The sequence below is a fragment of the Actinopolyspora mortivallis DSM 44261 genome (genome assembly GCF_000384035.1).
Taxonomy (GTDB): domain Bacteria; phylum Actinomycetota; class Actinomycetes; order Mycobacteriales; family Pseudonocardiaceae; genus Actinopolyspora; species Actinopolyspora mortivallis.
The window spans coordinates 1,961,917-1,979,483 of record NZ_KB913024.1; the positions used below are offsets into that span (position 1 = coordinate 1,961,917).

The window sequence follows — 17,567 nt, forward strand, 5'->3', positions numbered from 1 at the left end:
CACCGTTTCGAGGTCTCCTTCGCCCCGGGCGGGGCCGCCAGCCGGGGACATCCCGGATGTCCGTACTGACCGGTCCGACGTGGTGAAGTACTCCCCTCTCGTTGGCTGATTGTAGGTGTTTTTCGTTTCTGGCGCACCTGTCTGGTGATTTGTTTCGTTTTTGACTGAAACTACGGATACGAAAATACAGAAAGTTCCTCCCCGGCCGACACGAAAGCGCGGGGCGCAAGCTGTCGTGCTTGCGCCCCGCGCCCGTGAACCGTTCCCGGGACGAACGAACTACTCCTGCCCTTCGGAGGAGGCCCGTGGTGTGGTGCTGATGTCGGTGGGCACCTCCTTACGCGCCACCGCCTCGGCCGCACGCACGGCCTCGGCGACCTCCGGGTTGGAGGACATGTCGAACCAGGAGGCCACCGATGAGTCGTCCTCCTCGGGAGGAGTGAGCGGCGGTTCCTCCTGGGGAGGCTCGTAGCGGAAGACCCCGTCCTCGCCGGGAGTGGCGAGCATCCGGGCGAACCCCTCCAGCGACCTGCTGAACTCGCTGGGCACCACCCACACCTTGTTGGCGTCACCCTGTGCCATCTCCGGCAGGGTCTGCAGGTACTGGTAGGCCAGCATCTCCGGGGTCGGTTTGGACCGTCTGACCGCCGCGAACCTCTTCTCGATCGCCTTGGCCTCGCCCTGGGCCCGCAGGTACTTGCTGGCCCGCTCTCCCTGAGAACGCAGGATGCTGGACTGGCGCTCCCCCTCGGCACTGAGGATCGCCGCCTGTTTGGCCCCCTCTGCGGCCAGGATCTGGGACTGCTTCTGCCCCTCGGCGGTCTTGATGGCCGACTCGCGCTCCCCCTCCGCGTTGAGGATCATGGCGCGTTTCTCCCGGTCGGCCCGCATCTGTTTCTCCATCGAGTCCTGGACCGAGGGGGGTGGGTCGATGGCCTTCAGCTCCACCCGGGCCACCCGGATCCCCCAGCGCCCGGTTTCGCTGTCCAACACTCCCCGCAACTGGCCGTTGATCTGGTCCCGCGAGGTGAGCGTCTCCTCCAGGCTCATCCCGCCGACCACGTTACGCAGGGTCGTGGTGGTCAACTGCTCCACACCGTCGATGTAGTTGGAGATCTCGTAGACCGCCGAACGAGCCTCGGTGACCTGGAAGTACACCACGGTGTCGATGGACACGGTCAGGTTGTCCTGGGTGATCACCGACTGCGGCGGGAACGAGACCACCTGTTCACGCAGGTCGATCTTCGCCCGCACCCGGTCGAGGAAGGGAACGAGCATGTTCAGCCCGGGCAGCGCCACGGTACGGAACCGTCCCAGCCGTTCGATCACGGCACTGGTGGCCTGGGGCACGACCAGGACGGTCTTGGACAGCAGTACCACCACCAACACCACGACCACGAGCAGGACTATCCACACGACAGGTGCCACATCCGCCTCCTCAGGGCTCGGCCCACACCACGGCGACGGCCCCGGAGATCTCCATGACCATCACCGTGCGTCCGACTTCCAGTACCTGCGTCTCGTCGAAGGACCGTGCCGACCACACGTCGCCGTCGATGTTCACCCGCCCGTCGTGGGCGTCGACCGTGGCCTCCACCCGCGCCCGTTTGCCGACCAGGGCGTCCACGTTCGTCCGTGGTTCGACCCCCTCGGTGGTCTCGCGTATCAGGCGGCGTTTGACCATCGGACGCGCGAGAAAAACCAGCCCTCCGGACAAGGCGGCGAAAATCACCGCGTCCAGCCACAGCGGCGCGCCCAGCGCCGCGGCCCCGGCGGTGCCCAACGCGGCGAGGCCGAGCATCAACAGCACCAGCTCGCCGGAGGTCACCTCGGCCGCCACCAACACCACACCGGCGACCAACCACACCAACGCGGCCATGCACTCATGGTGACAGACTGGTGTCGTCACTGTGACCTGCGCGGCGAAAACAACCGGAGAAATCCCTCCGCACGGGGCACACGTGGCGGTGTAGCTACGACTCGCCCCCTCCCCCGCTGGACCCGTTCGGCAAAGCGGTGTAGAGTGCCCCTTGGCCGTCGTATTTCTGGGTTCGTGTTCGTGCACGCTCGCAGGATGTTGATGCGGGCGAGCTTCTGTCTTTGGTTGTAGCTGGAGTAGTAGCCGTCTGAGATCTCGCGGCCCGGGTGTCCGTGCGGATTCCGGCCACCCGTCATACCCCAAGCTCCCGAAGGAGACAGACATGGCACAGGGAACCGTGAAGTGGTTCAACGCGGAAAAGGGCTTCGGCTTCATCGCTCCGGACGAGGGTGGCCCGGACGTGTTCGTGCACTACTCGGCCATCGACGCCCCGGGCTTCCGCAGCCTGGACGAGGACCAGCAGGTCACCTACGAGGCCAGCCAGGGCACCAAGGGCCTGCAGGCCGACGTCGTCCGCGCGGTCTGAGTTCACTCTCGTGAACCGGTGGTGGCCGTCCACCGGGGCGGCCACCACCGCCTCCGGCGGGGACCTCACCAGGCCCCGCCCCCCTCTCGTGCAGCGTCCGCGCCTCGAACAACCCCGCGACAGTGGGCGGCGCGGACCGACAAGGAGCACTATCAGCACTTCGACACCGTCGCGGCAGCGTCCGCGACACCGCGGTCCCATCGACCCCGATCGGCGCGACCCGAGCACGGTCGGCCCGGTCCAGTTCCTCGAACCGGCTCACACCCACGCCGGTGCCGAACAACCACCCCGTCCACGCGCCGACCACAGCGAAACCACCATGCGTCGGCTGCGTTCCCCCTTCGATCCCGATCCCGTCCGGGACCGGTGATCCCCTCCCCCTGCTGGTCCGTGGACCTCGCGTTCCGTATCCTCGGCCGACGTGCCATGTCCGAGCGCAACGATGGTCGTGTGGACCTCAGCGTGGCTGCACGGTGCGGCCGCCTCCGATGACGTGATCGACGCGGTCCAGACCTGGTCTGAAGTGAACCAGATTCACGCCGCTGACGAGGAAACCGCCCTGAGACGGGAACTGCCCGGCCCCCGGGACTCGGGGGCGGGCCTGGCGCTGCTGCTCGCCTCGATCCGCAGGGCCGACGGAGACGCCGGAGAACTCGTTCTCCCGGTCGCCGGGGACGCCCGCGGACTCGACGGATCCACGGAGTTCTCGAAGAACGCGATGCTCCGCGGTGAGGCCGCCGTCTTCCCCACCGCCGGGCTGGCCGTGGTTCCCGAGCGGGTGGCCGAGGGGATCCTGCGGTGGACCGTGCACGAGGTGAACGAGCCCCCGACCCGGGAGCACACCCCCGTGGGAGAGGCCGAACACGGGATGTCCTCGGCGATGCGTGAAGCCGCCAGCACCCTCACCGAACTGGACGTCTCCCGTAGTCGCCCGGGGGTACGCACGGAGATCGCCGCGAACGTCGCCTCCCGTACCCAGCCTTCGTGGCCGAAGGGGGTGCCGCAGCGTTGTCTTCGCGTGTTGCAGCGGGCCACCGAGGTGGAAGCGATCCTGCGGGTGGCCACCGAGGACGCCCCGGGCGGAGCGGTCTCGGCCTCCGCGGACCGGGCACGCGGACAGGCGCTGCGTCCGCTGTTCTCGGCGGTACGTACGGCCCGCCGCGCTGCCGTGGGTGAGATGGTCCGAACGCTGACGCGCAGCACGGACAAACCGCACTGACACCGACCCCGCCGCCCGGGCCGGTCGTCGGACCGCGTCCGGGCGGCGGGGGCCTCAGCAGCAGCCCTGGGCCACGCACAGGGTCCCGTTGGTGGCACATCCGGCCTGGACCAGCGGGGACAGTTTGCGGGCCTGGTCTCCCTCGACGTGTTCGGCCACCAAGTCACCGATCATGCGCACATAGCGGGGATCGGTTCCGGCAGTGCTCGCCCGGACATACCCCATCCCCAGTTCCCGTGCCTTCTCCGCCGCCTCGTTGTCCAGGTCCCAGACCACCTCCAAGTGGTCGGAGACGAACCCCACCGGACTGACGACCACCGCCGGCACCTTCTCGGTGTGCAGGCGTTCGAGGTGGTCACAGATGTCGGGCTCCAACCACGGCACGCTCGGCGGCCCAGAACGGGACTGCCAGACCACGTCGTAGTCCGCGACCCCCACCGCCTCGGCCACCAAGCGGGCCGAGGCGTGCACCTGGCGCGAGTACCAGGAGGAACGACCGTCCGCACCGGGGCGCTCCTCGGCGCTCAACGGAACGGAGTGGGCCGTGAACACCAGCCGCGCCCCGGCCCGGGTGGCCTCGTCGAACTCGGCGTAGGCGTTGGTCACCGCGTCGGCGTTGGCGGCCACGAACAGTGGATGATCGTAGAACTGGCGCAGTTTGACCAGGTCGGGAGCACGGTCCTGCCCGACGGCAGCCCGGGCACGGGCGATGTCCTCGTGGTACTGGCGGCAGCCCGAATAACCACCCCACGCCGAGGTGGCGAACACCAGCGCCCGACGCACCCCGTCAGCGGCCATCCGTTCGACCGTGTCCTCGACCAGGGGATGCCAGTTGCGGTTGCCGAAGTACACCGGCAGGTCCCATTCTCGTCCGGCGAGTTCGCGCTCCAGGGAAGCCATGATCTCCCTGTTGAGCCGGTTGATCGGCGAAACCCCGCCGAAGTGATGGTAGTGCTCGGCGACCTCGTCGAGTCGTTCCGGCGGCACGTTCCTGCCGCGTGTCACATTCTCCAGAAAGGGCCGTACCTCCTCGGGTCCCTCCGGTCCTCCGAAGGACAGGTACAGCAGCGCATCCACGTCGTCCGAGCCGTTCACACGACCATGATGCCCCCGGGCTCGGCGCTCGCGCGCACCCGGGGGCGAGCTCGGATCAGCCGGGCTCACGCCCCGAGGGCGTGGAACCCTCCGTCGGCCATGATCATGGAGCCGGTGGTCTTGGGCAGCCAGTCGGACAACACACCGCAGACCGTGCGCCCCACCGGTTCCGGATCCTCGACGTTCCAGCCCAGCGGAGCACGCTGTCCCCAGGTGTCCTCCAACTCACCGAAACCGGGGATCGACTTGGCGGCCATGGTGCGCACCGGACCGGCGCTGACCAGGTTGACCCGGATGCCGCTGGGGCCGAGTTCCCGAGCCAGGTAGCGGGCGGTGGACTCCAGGGCCGCCTTGGCCACTCCCATCCAGTCATAGGCCGGCCAGGCCACCCGGGCGTCGAAGTCCATTCCCACCACCGAAGCGCCCTCACCCAACAGGGGCAGGCACGCCCGGGTCAGCGAGTTCAGGGAGTAGGCCGAGATCTGCAACGCCTGGGAGACGTCCTCCCAGGGTGCCCGCATGAACTCGGAGCCGAGGCAGGACTCGGGGGCGTACCCGATCGAGTGCACCACTCCGTCGAGCCCGTCGACGTGTTCGGACACCGCGCCGGCCAGCCCGGCCAGATGCTGTTCGTTGGTGACGTCGAGCTCGATCACCGGCGCCGTGCGCGGCAGTCGACCCGCTATCCGTTCGACCAGTTTGATCCGTCCGTATCCGGTCAGCACCACCTCGGCGCCCTGTTCCTGGGCCACTCTGGCCGTGTGGAACGCGATCGAGGAGTCGGTGATCACACCGGTGACCAGAATTCGTTTACCCTCAAGCAGCCCGCTCACTTGCATCCTCCACGTGGTAGCTACGACGACATCGATCGGAAGGGACCGGTCAGTGCCCCATTCCCAGGCCTCCGTCGACCGGCACGACGGCTCCGGTGACATAGGCCGCCTCGTCCGAGGCCAACCAGCGCACCGCCCCGGCGACCTCCTCGGGCTCGGCGAACCGGGCCAGCGGAACCTGGGCGAGGATCTCGTTCTTGCGGTCCTCCGGGAGTTCCTCGGTCATGTCGGTGGTCACGAATCCGGGAGTGACCACATTGGCCGTGATGGCGCGCGATCCGAGTTCCCGGGCCAGCGAACGGGCGAACCCGATCAGTCCGGCCTTGCTGGCCGCGTAGTTGGCCTGCCCCGGCCCTCCGGAGAGCGCCACGGCGGAGGAGATGAACACCATCCGTCCCCTGCGGTTGCGCAACATGCTGCTCGCGGCGCGTTTCGCGACCCGGTAGGCCCCGCCGAGATTGGCGTCGACCACCCGCCGGAACTGATCCTCCCCCATGCGCAACAGCAACCCGTCGTCGGTGATGCCCGCATTGGCCACCAGCACTTCGACCCTGCCGTGAGCGGCCTCGACCTCGTCGAAAGCAGACGCCACCTGCTCCTGGTCGGTCACGTCACACCGCACCCCCAGCATTCCTTCCGGGGCACCCGAGCCGCGGTGGGTGACCGCCACCCTGTCCCCCGCGGCCAAGAACGCCTTCGCGATGGCCAACCCGATGCCCCGGTTCCCTCCGGTGACCAGTACGGACCGTGCCACTCTCACACTCCCTACGGAAACGTTTCCTCTCCTCTGGCACCCGGCGATCTCCGCCGCATCCGGCGCGAGATTATCGACCCCGGGGGTGTCCTCCGACATCGGCTCCGATCCCGCCCCGCTCGCGGGCGAGCCGTGCCGCCGACCCACGAGCGAGGGCCGGCGTCCGGAAGCGGCACCGCCCTCGGACCGACCGAACAGGACCACACCCGCCCGGATCTTGGAGCCTCGCGATGAGCACGACGGCCAGAACCGCCGCGTGGAAACCCGAGTTCGCCGAGCCACTGCGCGACTCCCTCACCGGCCAGGCCCGGTTCGACCCGGGAACACGCGCACTGTATGCCACCGACGCCTCGAACTACCGGCGGGTGCCCCAGGGAGTGGTCTTCCCCCGCGACGAGAACGACGTGGCGGCCACCCTCGACGTCGCCCGGCAGTACGGTCTGCCGGTCACCTCCCGGGGGGCGGGAACGAGCGTGGCCGGCAACGCCATGGGCGAAGGGCTGGTGCTGGACTTCTCCCGCCACATGAACCACATCGAGTGGCTGGATCCGCACCGGCGGCTGGCACGTGTCCAGCCGGGGGTCGTGCTGGACACGGTGCGGAACGCGGCCGAGCCGCACGGGCTGACCTTCGGTCCGGACCCCTCCACCCACAGCCGGTGCACCCTCGGAGGGATGATCGGCAACAACTCGTGCGGAACGCACTCGGTGACCTGGGGCAAAACGGTCGACAACGTGCGCGAGCTGGACGTGCTGCTCTCCGACGGCACCCGGTTGACGCTGGGACCGACAGAGCAGGCACGGTGGGACGCGCTGCGTTGTCGGGGGGACCGGACCGGGCGCCTCTACCGGGGGCTGCACGAGCTGGTCACCGAGTACGGCCCCGACATCCGGGAGGTCTTTCCCGGTCCGCGGCGTCGCGTCTCCGGCTACAACCTCGACCAGCTGCTGCCCGAACACGGATCAGACCTCGCCCGGGCCCTGGTCGGCTCCGAGGGAAGCTGTGCCACGGTGCTGTCGGCCACGGTGGAACTGGTGCCCTCCCCCGCCTGCCGGGCGATGGTGGTGCTCGGATTCACCGACGGCTACGCCGCCGCCGACCTGGTTCCCCGCATCCGGGACCATCCCGTGCTGGCCGTGGAGGGACTGACCGCCGAACTGGTCGAGGTCGTCCGGGAACGCAACCCGGCCTCGCCCGCGCTGCCGCTGCTTCCCCGGGGACGCAGCTGGCTGCTGGTCGAGACCGGCGGGGACGACGCCGGGACCGCCCTGCGACGGGCCCGGACGCTGGCCGAGGAGTTCTCCGACCGGGCCGAGTGCGTCGTCCGCACCGATCCCCACGAGACGGCCGCGCTGTGGCGGATCCGGGAGGAGGGATCCGGCTACTCGACACGCATGACCGACGGTTCCCAGCGCTGGTCCGGCTGGGAGGACGCCGCGGTTCCCCCGGAGAACCTCGGGGCCTATCTGCGCGAGTTCGACGCGCTGCTGGGTGAGTTCGGCTACCGGGGGGCCAGCTACGGACACTACGGAGAAGGCTGTATCCACGTGCGCATCGACTTCGATCTCGGTTCGCGCTCGGGTGCCGCCGACTACCGCGCCTTCCTCGAAGCCGCCGCCGACCTCGTGGCCGCCCACGGTGGTTCCCTCTCCGGGGAACACGGGGACGGCCAGGCCCGTTCGGAGCTGTTGCCCCGCATGTACCCGGCGCGGATCCTGCAAGCCTTCGAGAAGTTCAAGAACACCTTCGACCCGGAGGGGCTGCACAACCCCGGCGTGATCACCTCACCCCGGCCGCTGGACCGGGACCTGCGGGTGCTGGTCGCCCCGCCGCGTGTGCCGAGCGCCACCGAGCTGGCCCTGTCCGCCGACGACGGCGACCTCGCCTCGGCCACCCGCCGGTGCGTCGGGGTGGGCAAGTGCCTCAACGCCTCCGGCGGAGTGATGTGTCCGAGCTACCGGGCCACCGGCGAGGAGAAGCACTCCACCCGGGGACGGGCGCACCTGCTGTTCGAGATGCTGGCCGGACGGACCGTGGGCGGAGGTTGGCGTTCCGAGCAGACGCGGCAGGCGCTGGATCTGTGCCTGTCCTGCAAGGGCTGCAAGACCGACTGCCCGGTGGGCGTGGACATGGCCGCCTACAAGGCCGAGTTCCTGTACCGGCACTATCGTCGCCGCCCGCGCCCGGCCGCCCACTACTCGATGGGGTTCCTCCCTCTGTGGTTGGCGCTGGCCCGTCCCGTGCCGGGATTGTTCAACGGGCTGGCCCGGGGCCGGGCCGCCCCGCTGCTGAAACGTCTCGGTGGGATCGCCCCCGAACGCGAGCTGCCCACGCTGGCCCGACACAGCCTGCTCGAAGCCCGCCCGAACCCACCCGCGCCCGACACGGCCGCCGAACGGGTCGTGCTGTTCCCGGACACCTTCACCAACCAGTTCGAACCGCACATCGGTCTGGACGCGATCGCGGTACTGGAAACGCTGGGGCAGCGTGTGCTGCTTCCCGACTCGACGGTGTGTTGCGGACTGACCTGGTACTCCACCGGCCAGCTCGGAACCGCCCGAAGGGTGCTGCGCCGCACCGCCCGACATCTCGCCCCCCTGGTGCGGGACGACACCCCGCTGCTCGGTCTGGAGCCCAGCTGCACCGCCTTCCTGCGTGGGGACGCGCTGGAACTGGTCCCCCACGACCCCCACGTCCGTGCCCTGGCAACGGCGACCCGCACGTTCGCCGAACACCTCTCCCCCCGCTGGGAGCACTCCCCGCGGCAGGCGGGTCCCTCGGAGGAGGCTCTGGTTCAGGTGCACTGCCACCAGTACGCCGAGCTCGGTTTCACCGCCGACCGGGAACTGCTGGAGGCGGCGGGACTGCGTGCCCACGTGCTCGACGCGGGATGCTGCGGGCTGGCCGGCGACTTCGGTTTCGAACGCGGTCACTACGAGGTGTCCATGGCCTGCGCCGAGCACGCCCTGTTGCCCGCGGTCCGCTCAGCTCCCGACGGCTCCAGGGTCGTCGCCGACGGATTCAGCTGCCGCACGCAACTGCGGCACTCCGACGTGGCCGCACGACCTGTTCACCTGGCCAGTGTGCTCGCCGACGCCCTGGGGGTGGGAGGTTCCGGTCGGAAGACGCGGTGACCGTGATGCTCGACCGTCGTGCCCGGAAGGCTCGCTCAGAAGCCGTTCTCCGCCGGTTCTCCCGCAGCGACGTGCAACACTCCGGGCAGTACGGACAACTCGTCGGTCAACATCGTCACGTCGCGCTTGCCACGCAGCCGCAACGCCACCACGGCGGTGCGTTGGCTGGTGTCGTCGCTGTCCTCCCGCTCCACCCGCAGGTCCAACACGGCCCATCCCATGCTGGTGCACAGGGTCAGCGCGTTCCGCAGCACACCGTACCCGTCCAGGTATCCGACCCGCACGAGCCGCGGTTCCCGCATCGCCCGACGCAGTCGGGTGACCAGGTGCTGGTAGCCCACCACCACCAGGAAGTGCGCCAGGGTGGTGGCCGCCGCCAACAGCAGCAGCCCGCTTCCGCAGGCCATGCCCACGGCGGCGACCACCCACACGGTCGCCGCGGTGGTCAGCCCCCGCACCGCGTCCCGGCGCACGAAGATCAGTCCGCCGCCGATGAACCCGATTCCCGACACGATCTGGGCGGCCACCCTGGACGGACCGAGCTGCACGTGGGGCCAGCTCAGCGTGTCGAGAAAACCGTACTTCGACACGAGCATGAACAAGGCCGCTCCCACGCCGACCAGCGTGTGGGTGCGCAGTCCCGCGCTTTTGGCCCTGACCTCGCGCTCCAGACCGATCAGGCTGGACAGCAGCAACGCCGTCCCCAGTTCGACGAGCAGCGGCAGCTCGCCGAGACCGGTGATCGAGGAGGTCATCCACCGACGCTACCGCGAACGGTCCGTGCTCGCGGAACGAACGGCCTCGCCCCCACGGCGTCGTGAGGCATCGGCTCGCCTCAGGGCAGTCGCCGTCCCAGCAGCAACGCCGTGCCCGCGGCGAGGATCGTCACCAGGGTTCCGAGCACGAACCACGGTCTGCTCGCGTCGTCCCGCTCGATCTCGTAGCCGATCTGCTCCTGCAGGGTGTCGTAGACCTGTCGCAGCTGTTCGGCGCTGGCGGCCTTGTAGAAGTCTCCCCCGGACAGGTCCGCGATCCGCCGCATGGCCGCGTCGTCGACCTCGACCCGTTGGCGTTGCCCCTGGATCTCGATACTTCCGTGTTCGGTGCCGAAGGAGATCGTCGAGATGGGAACCCCGGCTTTCTTCGCCGCTTCGGCCTGGGTGTAGGCCCCCCTCGGGGCGTCCAGTTCCCGGGGGATCGTCTGCCCCCCGTCGGCCATCAGCACGATCCGCGCGGGAGGTGGCCCCTGGGCACCTCCGATCATCCTTCCGAAGGAGTCGATCGCCGACAGGGCCGCCTTGATGCCGTCTCCGGTGGCGGTGGCCTCGGAAAGCTGGAGACTGTCGATGGCCTGCTTGACGCTGGCCCGGTCCGTGGTGGGCATGACCATCACCGTGGCCGTGCCGGCGAAGGAGACCAGCCCCAGGTTGATGCCGTCGGGCAGCTTGTCCGCGAACTCCTTGGCCGCCTGTTTGGCCGCGCGCAGCCTGCTCGGCGAGACGTCCCGCGCCTTCATCGACAGCGAGACGTCCATCGTCAACAGCACCGTTGCCCGGTTCCGGGGAATGCGCTGTTCGGCCGTGGGACCGGCCAGTCCCACGGTGAGCAGCACCAGCGCCACCCCCAGCAGCGCCATCGGAACGTGCTTGGGCCACCCCTGCCGCTTGGGGGCCACCCGTTCGAGCAACGCCAGGTTGCTGAAGCGCATCGTCTCGTGCCTGTTTCGGCGTTGCGCCCACAGGTACCCGCCCCCGAGGGCGGCCACCACGATCAGCAGCAGGAACCACCACGGCGCGGTGAAGCCGGTCACGCTCATGCTCCACCTCCGGACCAGCCCCGCTTGCGCGCGACGACGAAGCGCACGATGTCGGCGACCCAGTCGGAGTCGGTACGCAGCACCAGGTGCGCGGCACCGACCCGCCGCAGTTCGGCGGCCACCCGTTCGCGGTGGGCCGAGGCGGCGGCGGCGAACTCGCGACGCAGCACCGGCGTGGTGGTCACCTCACGTTGCTTGCCGGTCTCCGGGTCACTCAACAGCACGGTGCCCACCTCGGGAAGTTCCACGTCACGGGGATCCACGATCTCCACGGCGAGCACCGAGTGCCCGGCAGCCAGCCCCCGCAGGGGACGCTGCCAGTCGATCTCACCGAGGAAGTCGGACACCACCACCGCCAACCCCCTCCGACGCGGGGGTCTGCGCAGTGCCTCCACCAGGGAGGCCAGCTTGCCTTCCGTCCCTTCGGGAGGGTGCGGGGTCCGTGCGGCGCGTCGCAGCACGGCCCGTACGTAGTCACCCCCACCTCGGGCGGGGAGTCTGGTGGTCTCCCGCCCGTCGGAGATCACGGCTCCGAGTCGGTTGCCCCCACCGGCCGTCAGGTGTCCCACGGCCGCCAGCCCGGCGACGGCCAGCTCGCGCTTGGTGCACGCCGCCGTGCCGAAGTCCAGGCTCGCGGAGAGGTCCAGGGCCACCCAGGTCTCCAACTCGCGATCGGCGATCGTCTCCCTGATGTGGGGCTCGGTGGTGCGCGCGGTGACGGCCCAGTCCATGCGACGGACGTCGTCGCCGGGCTGGTACGGCCTGGCCTCACCCGGATCGGTGCCGGGGCCGGGGACGAGACCGAGGTGATTGCCCTGCAACAGTCCGTCCAGTCTGCCGCGCACCGTGAGTTCCAGAGAGCGCAGCGCCGCGTGCATCCTCCCCTGTTCCAGGGCCGGTGGGGCCCAGTGTGGGCGTTCGCCGGCGGTCGACACGACGTATCGGCTCCTCACTGGTTGTTGCCGGGCGGCTGACCGTGGTGCGCGGTTCCCACCGCCGGGTTGCCCGGTTGCTGCACGGCGGCGTACTGCGTCCCCGGGGCCTGTGGCCGGGCCGAGACCTGCGGAAGGGGCACCGTCTGCAGCACCCGGGTGACCACGTGGTCGACGGGCACGCCGTCGGCCACGGCGTCGTAGGACAGCACGATCCGGTGGCGGAACACGTCCGGGACCACGTCGACCACGTCCTGGGGGAGTACATAGTCCCGACCGCGCAGCAGGGCCAGCGCCCGCGCGGCCCCCACGACGCCGAGGGTGGCCCGGGGAGAGGCTCCGTAGGAGACCCACCCGGCGATGTCGGAGAGGTTGTGGTCGTTGGGGGTTCTGGTGGCCACCACCAGACGCACGACGTAGTCGACGAGCGCGTGGTGGACGAACACGTTCGAGGCCACACGCTGGAGTCGGACCAGCTCGTCGGGACTGAGCACCGGTTGGGGAGCGGGGGGCCGCACTCCCATGCGGTAGACGATCTCGCGTTCCTCCTCGGCGGTGGGGTACTCGACCAGGAGTTTGAACAGGAAGCGGTCACGCTGCGCTTCCGGCAGCGGGTAGACCCCCTCGTTCTCGATCGGGTTCTGGGTGGCCAGCACCTGGAAGGGCCGGGGAGTGGGGTAGCTCGTGCCGCCCAGGGAAACGTGCTGCTCGGCCATGACCTCGAGCAGGGCGGACTGCACCTTGGCGGGAGCTCGGTTGATCTCGTCGGCGAGGACGAAGTTGGCCATCACCGGCCCCAGTTCCACGTCGAACCGTTCACTGCCCTGACGGTAGATCCTGGTTCCCAGCAGGTCGGCGGGAACCAGGTCGGGAGTGAACTGCAGCCGGGAGAAACTCCCTCCCACGACGGTGGAGAAGGTCTCGACCGCCAGGGTCTTCGCCACACCGGGGATGCCCTCCAGCAGGATGTGCCCTCCGGCCAGCAGCCCCACGAGGATGCGTTCCACGAGCCGGTCCTGTCCCACGATCACGCGCTTGACCTCGAAAACCGTGCGTTCGAGGAGCTGCGCGTCCCTGGCGGGCGTGTTGACCTGATCCGCCGAGTGGGCCGATCCGACCTCTGCCGTGTCACTGTCACTACCGCCCTGCCCCGGCTCGGTCACTGGCAACCTCCAACCGAATATCCGAACCCCTGCCGCGCGCGGATCCCCCCACAGGGTGATCATCCTTCGCGCCGATAGTGGCACGTGGGTGTACTGGTCCTGCTCCGGGGCAGCTTATCTGTTCGTCGTCGTGTTTTCCGGGAGTGACGTGTTCGGAGTTTATTTCATTCAATACTGAAATAACAGTACTTTTAGTATAGCGAAGTCACGACAGTGTCGATGCCGTTCCGCACTTCCGCCCCGCTCACGCCCCGGAACGACCGGGAAGCCGGTTCACGTACCGGACGAAGAACGCCACGCCCACACGTTCGCCCGAGCCAGATCCTCCGGGGTGTCGACGTCGGCCACCTCGGCCCACCGAGCGGGCACGGGCACCGGAGACAGCGGGGACAGCACCCTCCGCAACGCGTGTCCCTCGGGACAGCCGGGGACGGCCGCGCGCAACGCGCGGGCACGCCAGACCCCCACCAGCCACTGCCGTGCTCCGTCGTCGTCGACCAGCACCGCACCGGCGGCGCCCGCCTCCGCACACAGACACCGCCTCAGCCTGGACAGGGTACGGTCCGTCAACCACGGGTGATCCGCGGCCAGCACCGCGACCAGCTCCACCCGCTCCGTCAGCGCCTCCAGCCCCGCTGCCAACGCGGCGACCGGGCCCGCGCCGACGGGGTGTTCGCGAGCCCAACGGACTTCTCGGGACACCGGTCGGGACGGACCGACCACGACCACCGGATCGGCTCCGGCCACGGCGTCGAGCGTGCGGTCCAGCAACGACCGCCCGCACAGGACCAGCCCCGGTTTGTCCCTGCCCCCGAGTCTGGTGGCCCGCCCCCCGGCGAGCACGATGCCGGCGAAACCCTCCCGTGAGGCTTCCATACCCGTACGCTACGCGCTCCGCAGGCGGAAGGACGCGGAGGGAGAGCACGCCCGCACCCCGTCGCTGGAGCGCTCACCACGTGCTCGGGTCCGCCCAGGTCCGCAACGGACGCGGATTCTCCGCGGGCGGAGTGGACAGCAACTCGGGCAGCAGCTCGTCGAGGTCTCCCCGCAGCACGGCGGAGGCCCGGTCGTCGTAGGGGGTCGGTTCCGCGTTGCAGATCACCAGCTCGGCCCCGGCCCGCACCGCCAGTTCGGCGAATCCGGCCGCCGGGTGCACGCTCAGCGAGGTTCCGGCGGCCAGGAACAACTCACAGTCCATCGCCGCCCGCTGGCCCCGCCGGACCACCTCGGGATCCAGGGACTGACCGAAGGAGACGGTGGCCGACTTGAGGATCCCCCCGCACTCCGTGCAGGGCGGGTCCTCCTCCCCCGCGGCCACCCGCTCCAGGGCGACCCGCATGCTCCCCCGCGCCGAACACGACAGGCACACCGTGCCGAACATCGACCCGTGCAGCTCCAGCACCACGGCGGGGTCCAACCCGGCCCGCTGGTGCAGTTCGTCGATGTTCTGGGTCAGCACCGCACGCAGCCTTCCCGACTCGGCGAGGTCGACGAAGGCACGGTGGGCGGGCCCGGGGACCGCCTCCCAGGCGGGATGCTCCGCCCTGCTTCTCCAGGCCTGCCTGCGCACCTCGGGGTCGGCGACGTAGCTGTCGATGTCGCTGAGACGCTGCGCCCGCGGGTCCCGGGTCCAGAGCCCGTTCGGTCCCCGGTAGTCGGGAATTCCGGAGCCGGTGGAGACCCCCGCTCCCGTCAACGCGGTGATCCGCCGTGCGGAGGCCACCAGCTCGCGTGCCCGTCGCCACTGCTCGGCGCTGTGCTCAACCTGTTCGGTCACGTGCCCACCGTCGCATGCCCGCTGGACACCGGCGCCGCAGCCCCGGCGCACAGCCCGCCCGTTCCCCGTGAGTTCCACGTAACAACGTTTTTCGTCCCGGCAACGTGACGGGACGTTCCGGGGAAACACCTCCGCCCCAGATTGTCACCACTGCCCCGGACGGGCGGAAGTCTCCGTACCGGGGCGGCTCCGAACGCGGGAGGTGGCCAGTGGAGCACGAAGTGCCGAGTCACTGCCCGTACTGCGCTTTGCAGTGCGGAACGGTGCTCACCGAACGGGCGGGAACGGTCTCGGTGCGGCCGCGTGACTTTCCCGTGAACCGCGGGGGTCTGTGTCGCAAGGGGTGGACGGCGCCGGAGGTGCTGCGGGCCGGTGACCGGCTGCGACAACCGTGGGTACGCAACACGCGGGGTGTGTTGGCCCGATCCGACTGGGACAGCGCCCTGGACCGGGTCGGGAAGGAACTGCGGCGCATCATGGCCGCCCACGGACCGGACGCCGTCGGCGTGTTCGGCGGAGGAGGCCTGACCAACGAGAAAGCCTATCTGCTCGGCAAGTTCGCCCGGCTGGCTCTGGGAACACGACAGATCGACTACAACGGCCGCTTCTGCATGGCCGCCGCCGCCACGGCGGGCAAGGCCGCCTTCGGACTGGACCGGGGACTACCGTTTCCGGTCACCGACCTGGCCCAAGCCGAAGTGATTCTACTGGCCGGAGCCAACCCAGCCGAAACAATGCCCCCACTGATGCGGCACCTGGGCAACGCGGACCTCGTGGTGATCGACCCGAGGGAGAGCGCCACGGCCGCACGGGCCACGCTGCACCTGCGACCCCGTCCGGGAACGGACCTGGCGCTGGCGCTGGGACTGCTGCACGTGGCGGTGACCGAGGGATGGTGCGACACGGACTACGTCGCCCGGCGCACCGTCGGTTTCGAGCGGGCCTGGGCACGGGCCAGGGCGTGGTGGCCCGAACAGGTGGAACGGGTGACCGGGGTCGCCGCGGCCGACCAGCGGGAGGCCGTGCGCATGCTGGCCGGCGCGCGTCGGGGATACGTGCTCACCGGACGGGGAGCCGAACAACACGAGAACGGTTCGGAAACCGTGTCCGGTTTCGTCAACCTGGCGCTGGCGTTGGGACTGCCCGGCACACCGGGCAACGGGTACGGATGCCTGACCGGGCAGGGCAACGGCCAGGGCGGCCGGGAACACGGGCAGAAAGCCGACCAGCTTCCGGGCTACCGCTCCATCACCGACCCGCACGCCCGCGCCGAGGTGGCCAAGGTATGGGGAATCGCCCCGGAGGAACTGCCCGGGCCCGGTCTCGACGCAACCCGCCTGTTGGAGTCAGCCGCGTGGGAGGACGGGATACGGGCGCTGCTGGTGTTCGGCTCCAACCCCGTGCTCTCGGCCCCGCACTCGGTGCGCGTCCACGAGTGCCTGTCCCGGCTCGATCTGCTGGTGGTCGCCGACTTCCTCCCCTCGGAAACAGCGCAGCGGGCCGACGTGGTGCTGCCCACCACCCAGTGGGCCGAGGAGGAGGGCACCATGACCAACCTGGAGGGCAGGGTGCTTCGACGACGCGAGGTGCTGCCCCCTCCGGGAGAGGCCAGGTCGGATCTGGAGGTGCTGCACGGACTGGCCGTACGACTCGGCCAGGACCCGGCACGTTTCCCGACCCACGCCCCGAGCGTCTTCGACGAGCTGGCCCGGGCCTCGGCCGGGGGCCCCGCCGACTACTCCGGCATCACCTACCAGCGGCTCGACGCCGGTGAGCAGTTGCACTGGCCCTGTCCACGCGGCACCGGCGAGTCCCCTCACCCCGGCACCCCGCGTATGTTCCTGGACTCCTTCGCGCATCCGGACGGCAGGGCCCGCTTCGTCGCGGTCGACTGGTCCCCCACGGCGGGGGTCGGCGAACGGCAGCCCCCGCTGGTGGCGACCACCGGCAGGATCATGGAGCAGTACCAGACCGGGGTGCAGACGCGCCGGGTGCACGAGCTCTCCGCCTCCGCTTCCGAGGGGTTCGTCCGGCTGCATCCGGACGTGGCGGCGCGGGCGGGTGTCTCCCAGGACCAGCGAACCGTGATCCGTTCGGAGTACGGGGAGGTGCGGGCCCGGGCGGAACTGGACGAGTCGATCCGGCGGGACACGGTGTTCCTGCCGATCCACTACGGCGGTGGGGAAGGCGCGAACCTGCTCACCGGACCGGACACCGACCCGAGCAGCGGCATCCCCGAGTTCAAGGTCTGTCCCGTCTCGATCACCGCCGAGGAGGCATCCGGATGCGCCGAGTCGTGATCATCGGACACGGACCGGCCGGACACCGGCTCGCCGAACGGCTGGGCACGGCCGAGGACACGCGGGTGACCGTGGTGGGCGCACGGCCGGAGGGCCCCTACGACCCCGGGCTGGGGCTGGCGGCGTTGACCACGGAACT

General features: G+C 69.8%; 15 protein-coding genes. 4 read left to right on the top strand and 11 right to left on the bottom strand.

Features of this window, described 5'->3' with window-relative positions:
* Nucleotides 1–279: 279 nt before the first annotated feature.
* Nucleotides 280–1,416: an SPFH domain-containing protein gene (locus tag ACTMO_RS0109425; RefSeq protein ID WP_019854439.1), complete on the bottom strand. Its 1,137-nt coding sequence runs from the start codon at nt 1,414–1,416 to the stop codon at nt 280–282.
* Between the two features lie 22 nt (nt 1,417–1,438).
* Complete coding sequence (locus ACTMO_RS0109430) at nt 1,439–1,879, bottom strand: NfeD family protein (RefSeq protein WP_019854440.1); 441 nt, start codon at nt 1,877–1,879, stop codon at nt 1,439–1,441.
* Between the two features lie 322 nt (nt 1,880–2,201).
* Here ACTMO_RS0109430 and ACTMO_RS0109435 point away from each other — a divergent pair, with 322 nt between their 5' ends.
* Both ACTMO_RS0109435 and ACTMO_RS0109445 read left to right on the top strand, forming a co-directional pair.
* Entirely contained in the window at nt 2,202–2,405 is a 204-nt protein-coding gene (locus tag ACTMO_RS0109435; RefSeq protein ID WP_019854441.1) for a cold-shock protein, read from the top strand.
* 442 nt (nt 2,406–2,847) lie between these two features.
* The gene (locus tag ACTMO_RS0109445; protein ID WP_019854443.1) at nt 2,848–3,624 is read left to right on the top strand and encodes a hypothetical protein; all 777 of its coding nucleotides are present in this window, start codon (nt 2,848–2,850) and stop codon (nt 3,622–3,624) included.
* A gap of 54 nt (nt 3,625–3,678) precedes the next feature.
* On the opposite strand, the gene ACTMO_RS0109450 is transcribed toward ACTMO_RS0109445, so the two are convergent.
* From ACTMO_RS0109450 to fabG, 3 genes are all read right to left on the bottom strand, one after another.
* On the bottom strand, nt 3,679–4,719 hold the full coding sequence (locus ACTMO_RS0109450) for a ferrochelatase (RefSeq protein WP_019854444.1): 1,041 nt from the start codon (nt 4,717–4,719) through the stop codon (nt 3,679–3,681).
* A 65-nt stretch (nt 4,720–4,784) separates the two neighbouring features.
* Entirely contained in the window at nt 4,785–5,552 is a 768-nt protein-coding gene (fabI, locus tag ACTMO_RS0109455) for an enoyl-ACP reductase FabI (protein WP_019854445.1), read from the bottom strand.
* Nucleotides 5,553–5,601: 49 nt separating this feature from the next.
* Nucleotides 5,602–6,306: a 3-oxoacyl-ACP reductase FabG gene (fabG, locus tag ACTMO_RS0109460; RefSeq protein WP_019854446.1), complete on the bottom strand. Its 705-nt coding sequence runs from the start codon at nt 6,304–6,306 to the stop codon at nt 5,602–5,604.
* A gap of 230 nt (nt 6,307–6,536) precedes the next feature.
* On the opposite strand from fabG, the gene ACTMO_RS0109465 reads away from it, so the two are divergent.
* Entirely contained in the window at nt 6,537–9,440 is a 2,904-nt protein-coding gene (locus ACTMO_RS0109465; RefSeq protein WP_019854447.1) for an FAD-binding and (Fe-S)-binding domain-containing protein, read from the top strand.
* Nucleotides 9,441–9,475: 35 nt separating this feature from the next.
* Here the strand turns inward: ACTMO_RS0109465 and ACTMO_RS0109470 are convergent, their stop codons facing one another.
* The 6 genes from ACTMO_RS0109470 to ACTMO_RS0109495 form a co-directional block, all read right to left on the bottom strand.
* Entirely contained in the window at nt 9,476–10,195 is a 720-nt protein-coding gene (locus ACTMO_RS0109470; protein WP_019854448.1) for an MgtC/SapB family protein, read from the bottom strand.
* A gap of 80 nt (nt 10,196–10,275) precedes the next feature.
* Nucleotides 10,276–11,256: a VWA domain-containing protein gene (locus tag ACTMO_RS0109475; protein WP_019854449.1), complete on the bottom strand. Its 981-nt coding sequence runs from the start codon at nt 11,254–11,256 to the stop codon at nt 10,276–10,278.
* Complete coding sequence (locus tag ACTMO_RS0109480) at nt 11,253–12,134, bottom strand: DUF58 domain-containing protein (protein ID WP_019854450.1); 882 nt, start codon at nt 12,132–12,134, stop codon at nt 11,253–11,255. The genes ACTMO_RS0109475 and ACTMO_RS0109480 overlap by 4 nt, the downstream gene beginning before the upstream one ends.
* 71 nt (nt 12,135–12,205) lie before the next feature.
* Complete coding sequence (locus tag ACTMO_RS0109485) at nt 12,206–13,351, bottom strand: AAA family ATPase (protein WP_019854451.1); 1,146 nt, start codon at nt 13,349–13,351, stop codon at nt 12,206–12,208.
* Nucleotides 13,352–13,624: 273 nt separating this feature from the next.
* Nucleotides 13,625–14,227 carry a molybdenum cofactor guanylyltransferase gene (gene mobA, locus ACTMO_RS0109490; protein WP_019854452.1) on the bottom strand — a complete coding sequence of 201 codons (603 nt, stop codon included), beginning with the start codon at nt 14,225–14,227 and terminating at the stop codon, nt 13,625–13,627.
* A gap of 73 nt (nt 14,228–14,300) precedes the next feature.
* Nucleotides 14,301–15,128 (bottom strand): SIR2 family NAD-dependent protein deacylase, encoded by an 828-nt coding sequence (locus ACTMO_RS0109495; protein WP_033401849.1) that lies wholly within the window; start codon nt 15,126–15,128, stop codon nt 14,301–14,303.
* Between the two features lie 209 nt (nt 15,129–15,337).
* Here ACTMO_RS0109495 and ACTMO_RS0109500 point away from each other — a divergent pair, with 209 nt between their 5' ends.
* Nucleotides 15,338–17,428, top strand: coding sequence for a molybdopterin oxidoreductase family protein (locus ACTMO_RS0109500; RefSeq protein ID WP_033401522.1), 2,091 nt, complete (start codon nt 15,338–15,340; stop codon nt 17,426–17,428).
* Nucleotides 17,429–17,567 lie beyond the last annotated feature (139 nt).

What these genes read in the sequence shown, in the direction of transcription:
- ACTMO_RS0109430 (WP_019854440.1), bottom strand. Translation starts at nt 1,879, where the DNA reads ATGGCCGCGTTGGTGTGGTTGGTCGCCGGTGTGGTGTTGGTGGCGGCC.
- ACTMO_RS0109435 (WP_019854441.1), top strand. Translation starts at nt 2,202, where the DNA reads ATGGCACAGGGAACCGTGAAGTGGTTCAACGCGGAAAAGGGCTTCGGC.
- ACTMO_RS0109445 (WP_019854443.1), top strand. Translation starts at nt 2,848, where the DNA reads ATGGTCGTGTGGACCTCAGCGTGGCTGCACGGTGCGGCCGCCTCCGAT.
- ACTMO_RS0109465 (WP_019854447.1), top strand. Translation starts at nt 6,537, where the DNA reads ATGAGCACGACGGCCAGAACCGCCGCGTGGAAACCCGAGTTCGCCGAG.
- ACTMO_RS0109470 (WP_019854448.1), bottom strand. Translation starts at nt 10,195, where the DNA reads ATGACCTCCTCGATCACCGGTCTCGGCGAGCTGCCGCTGCTCGTCGAA.
- ACTMO_RS0109475 (WP_019854449.1), bottom strand. Translation starts at nt 11,256, where the DNA reads ATGAGCGTGACCGGCTTCACCGCGCCGTGGTGGTTCCTGCTGCTGATC.
- ACTMO_RS0109480 (WP_019854450.1), bottom strand. Translation starts at nt 12,134, where the DNA reads ATGCACGCGGCGCTGCGCTCTCTGGAACTCACGGTGCGCGGCAGACTG.
- mobA (WP_019854452.1), bottom strand. Translation starts at nt 14,227, where the DNA reads ATGGAAGCCTCACGGGAGGGTTTCGCCGGCATCGTGCTCGCCGGGGGG.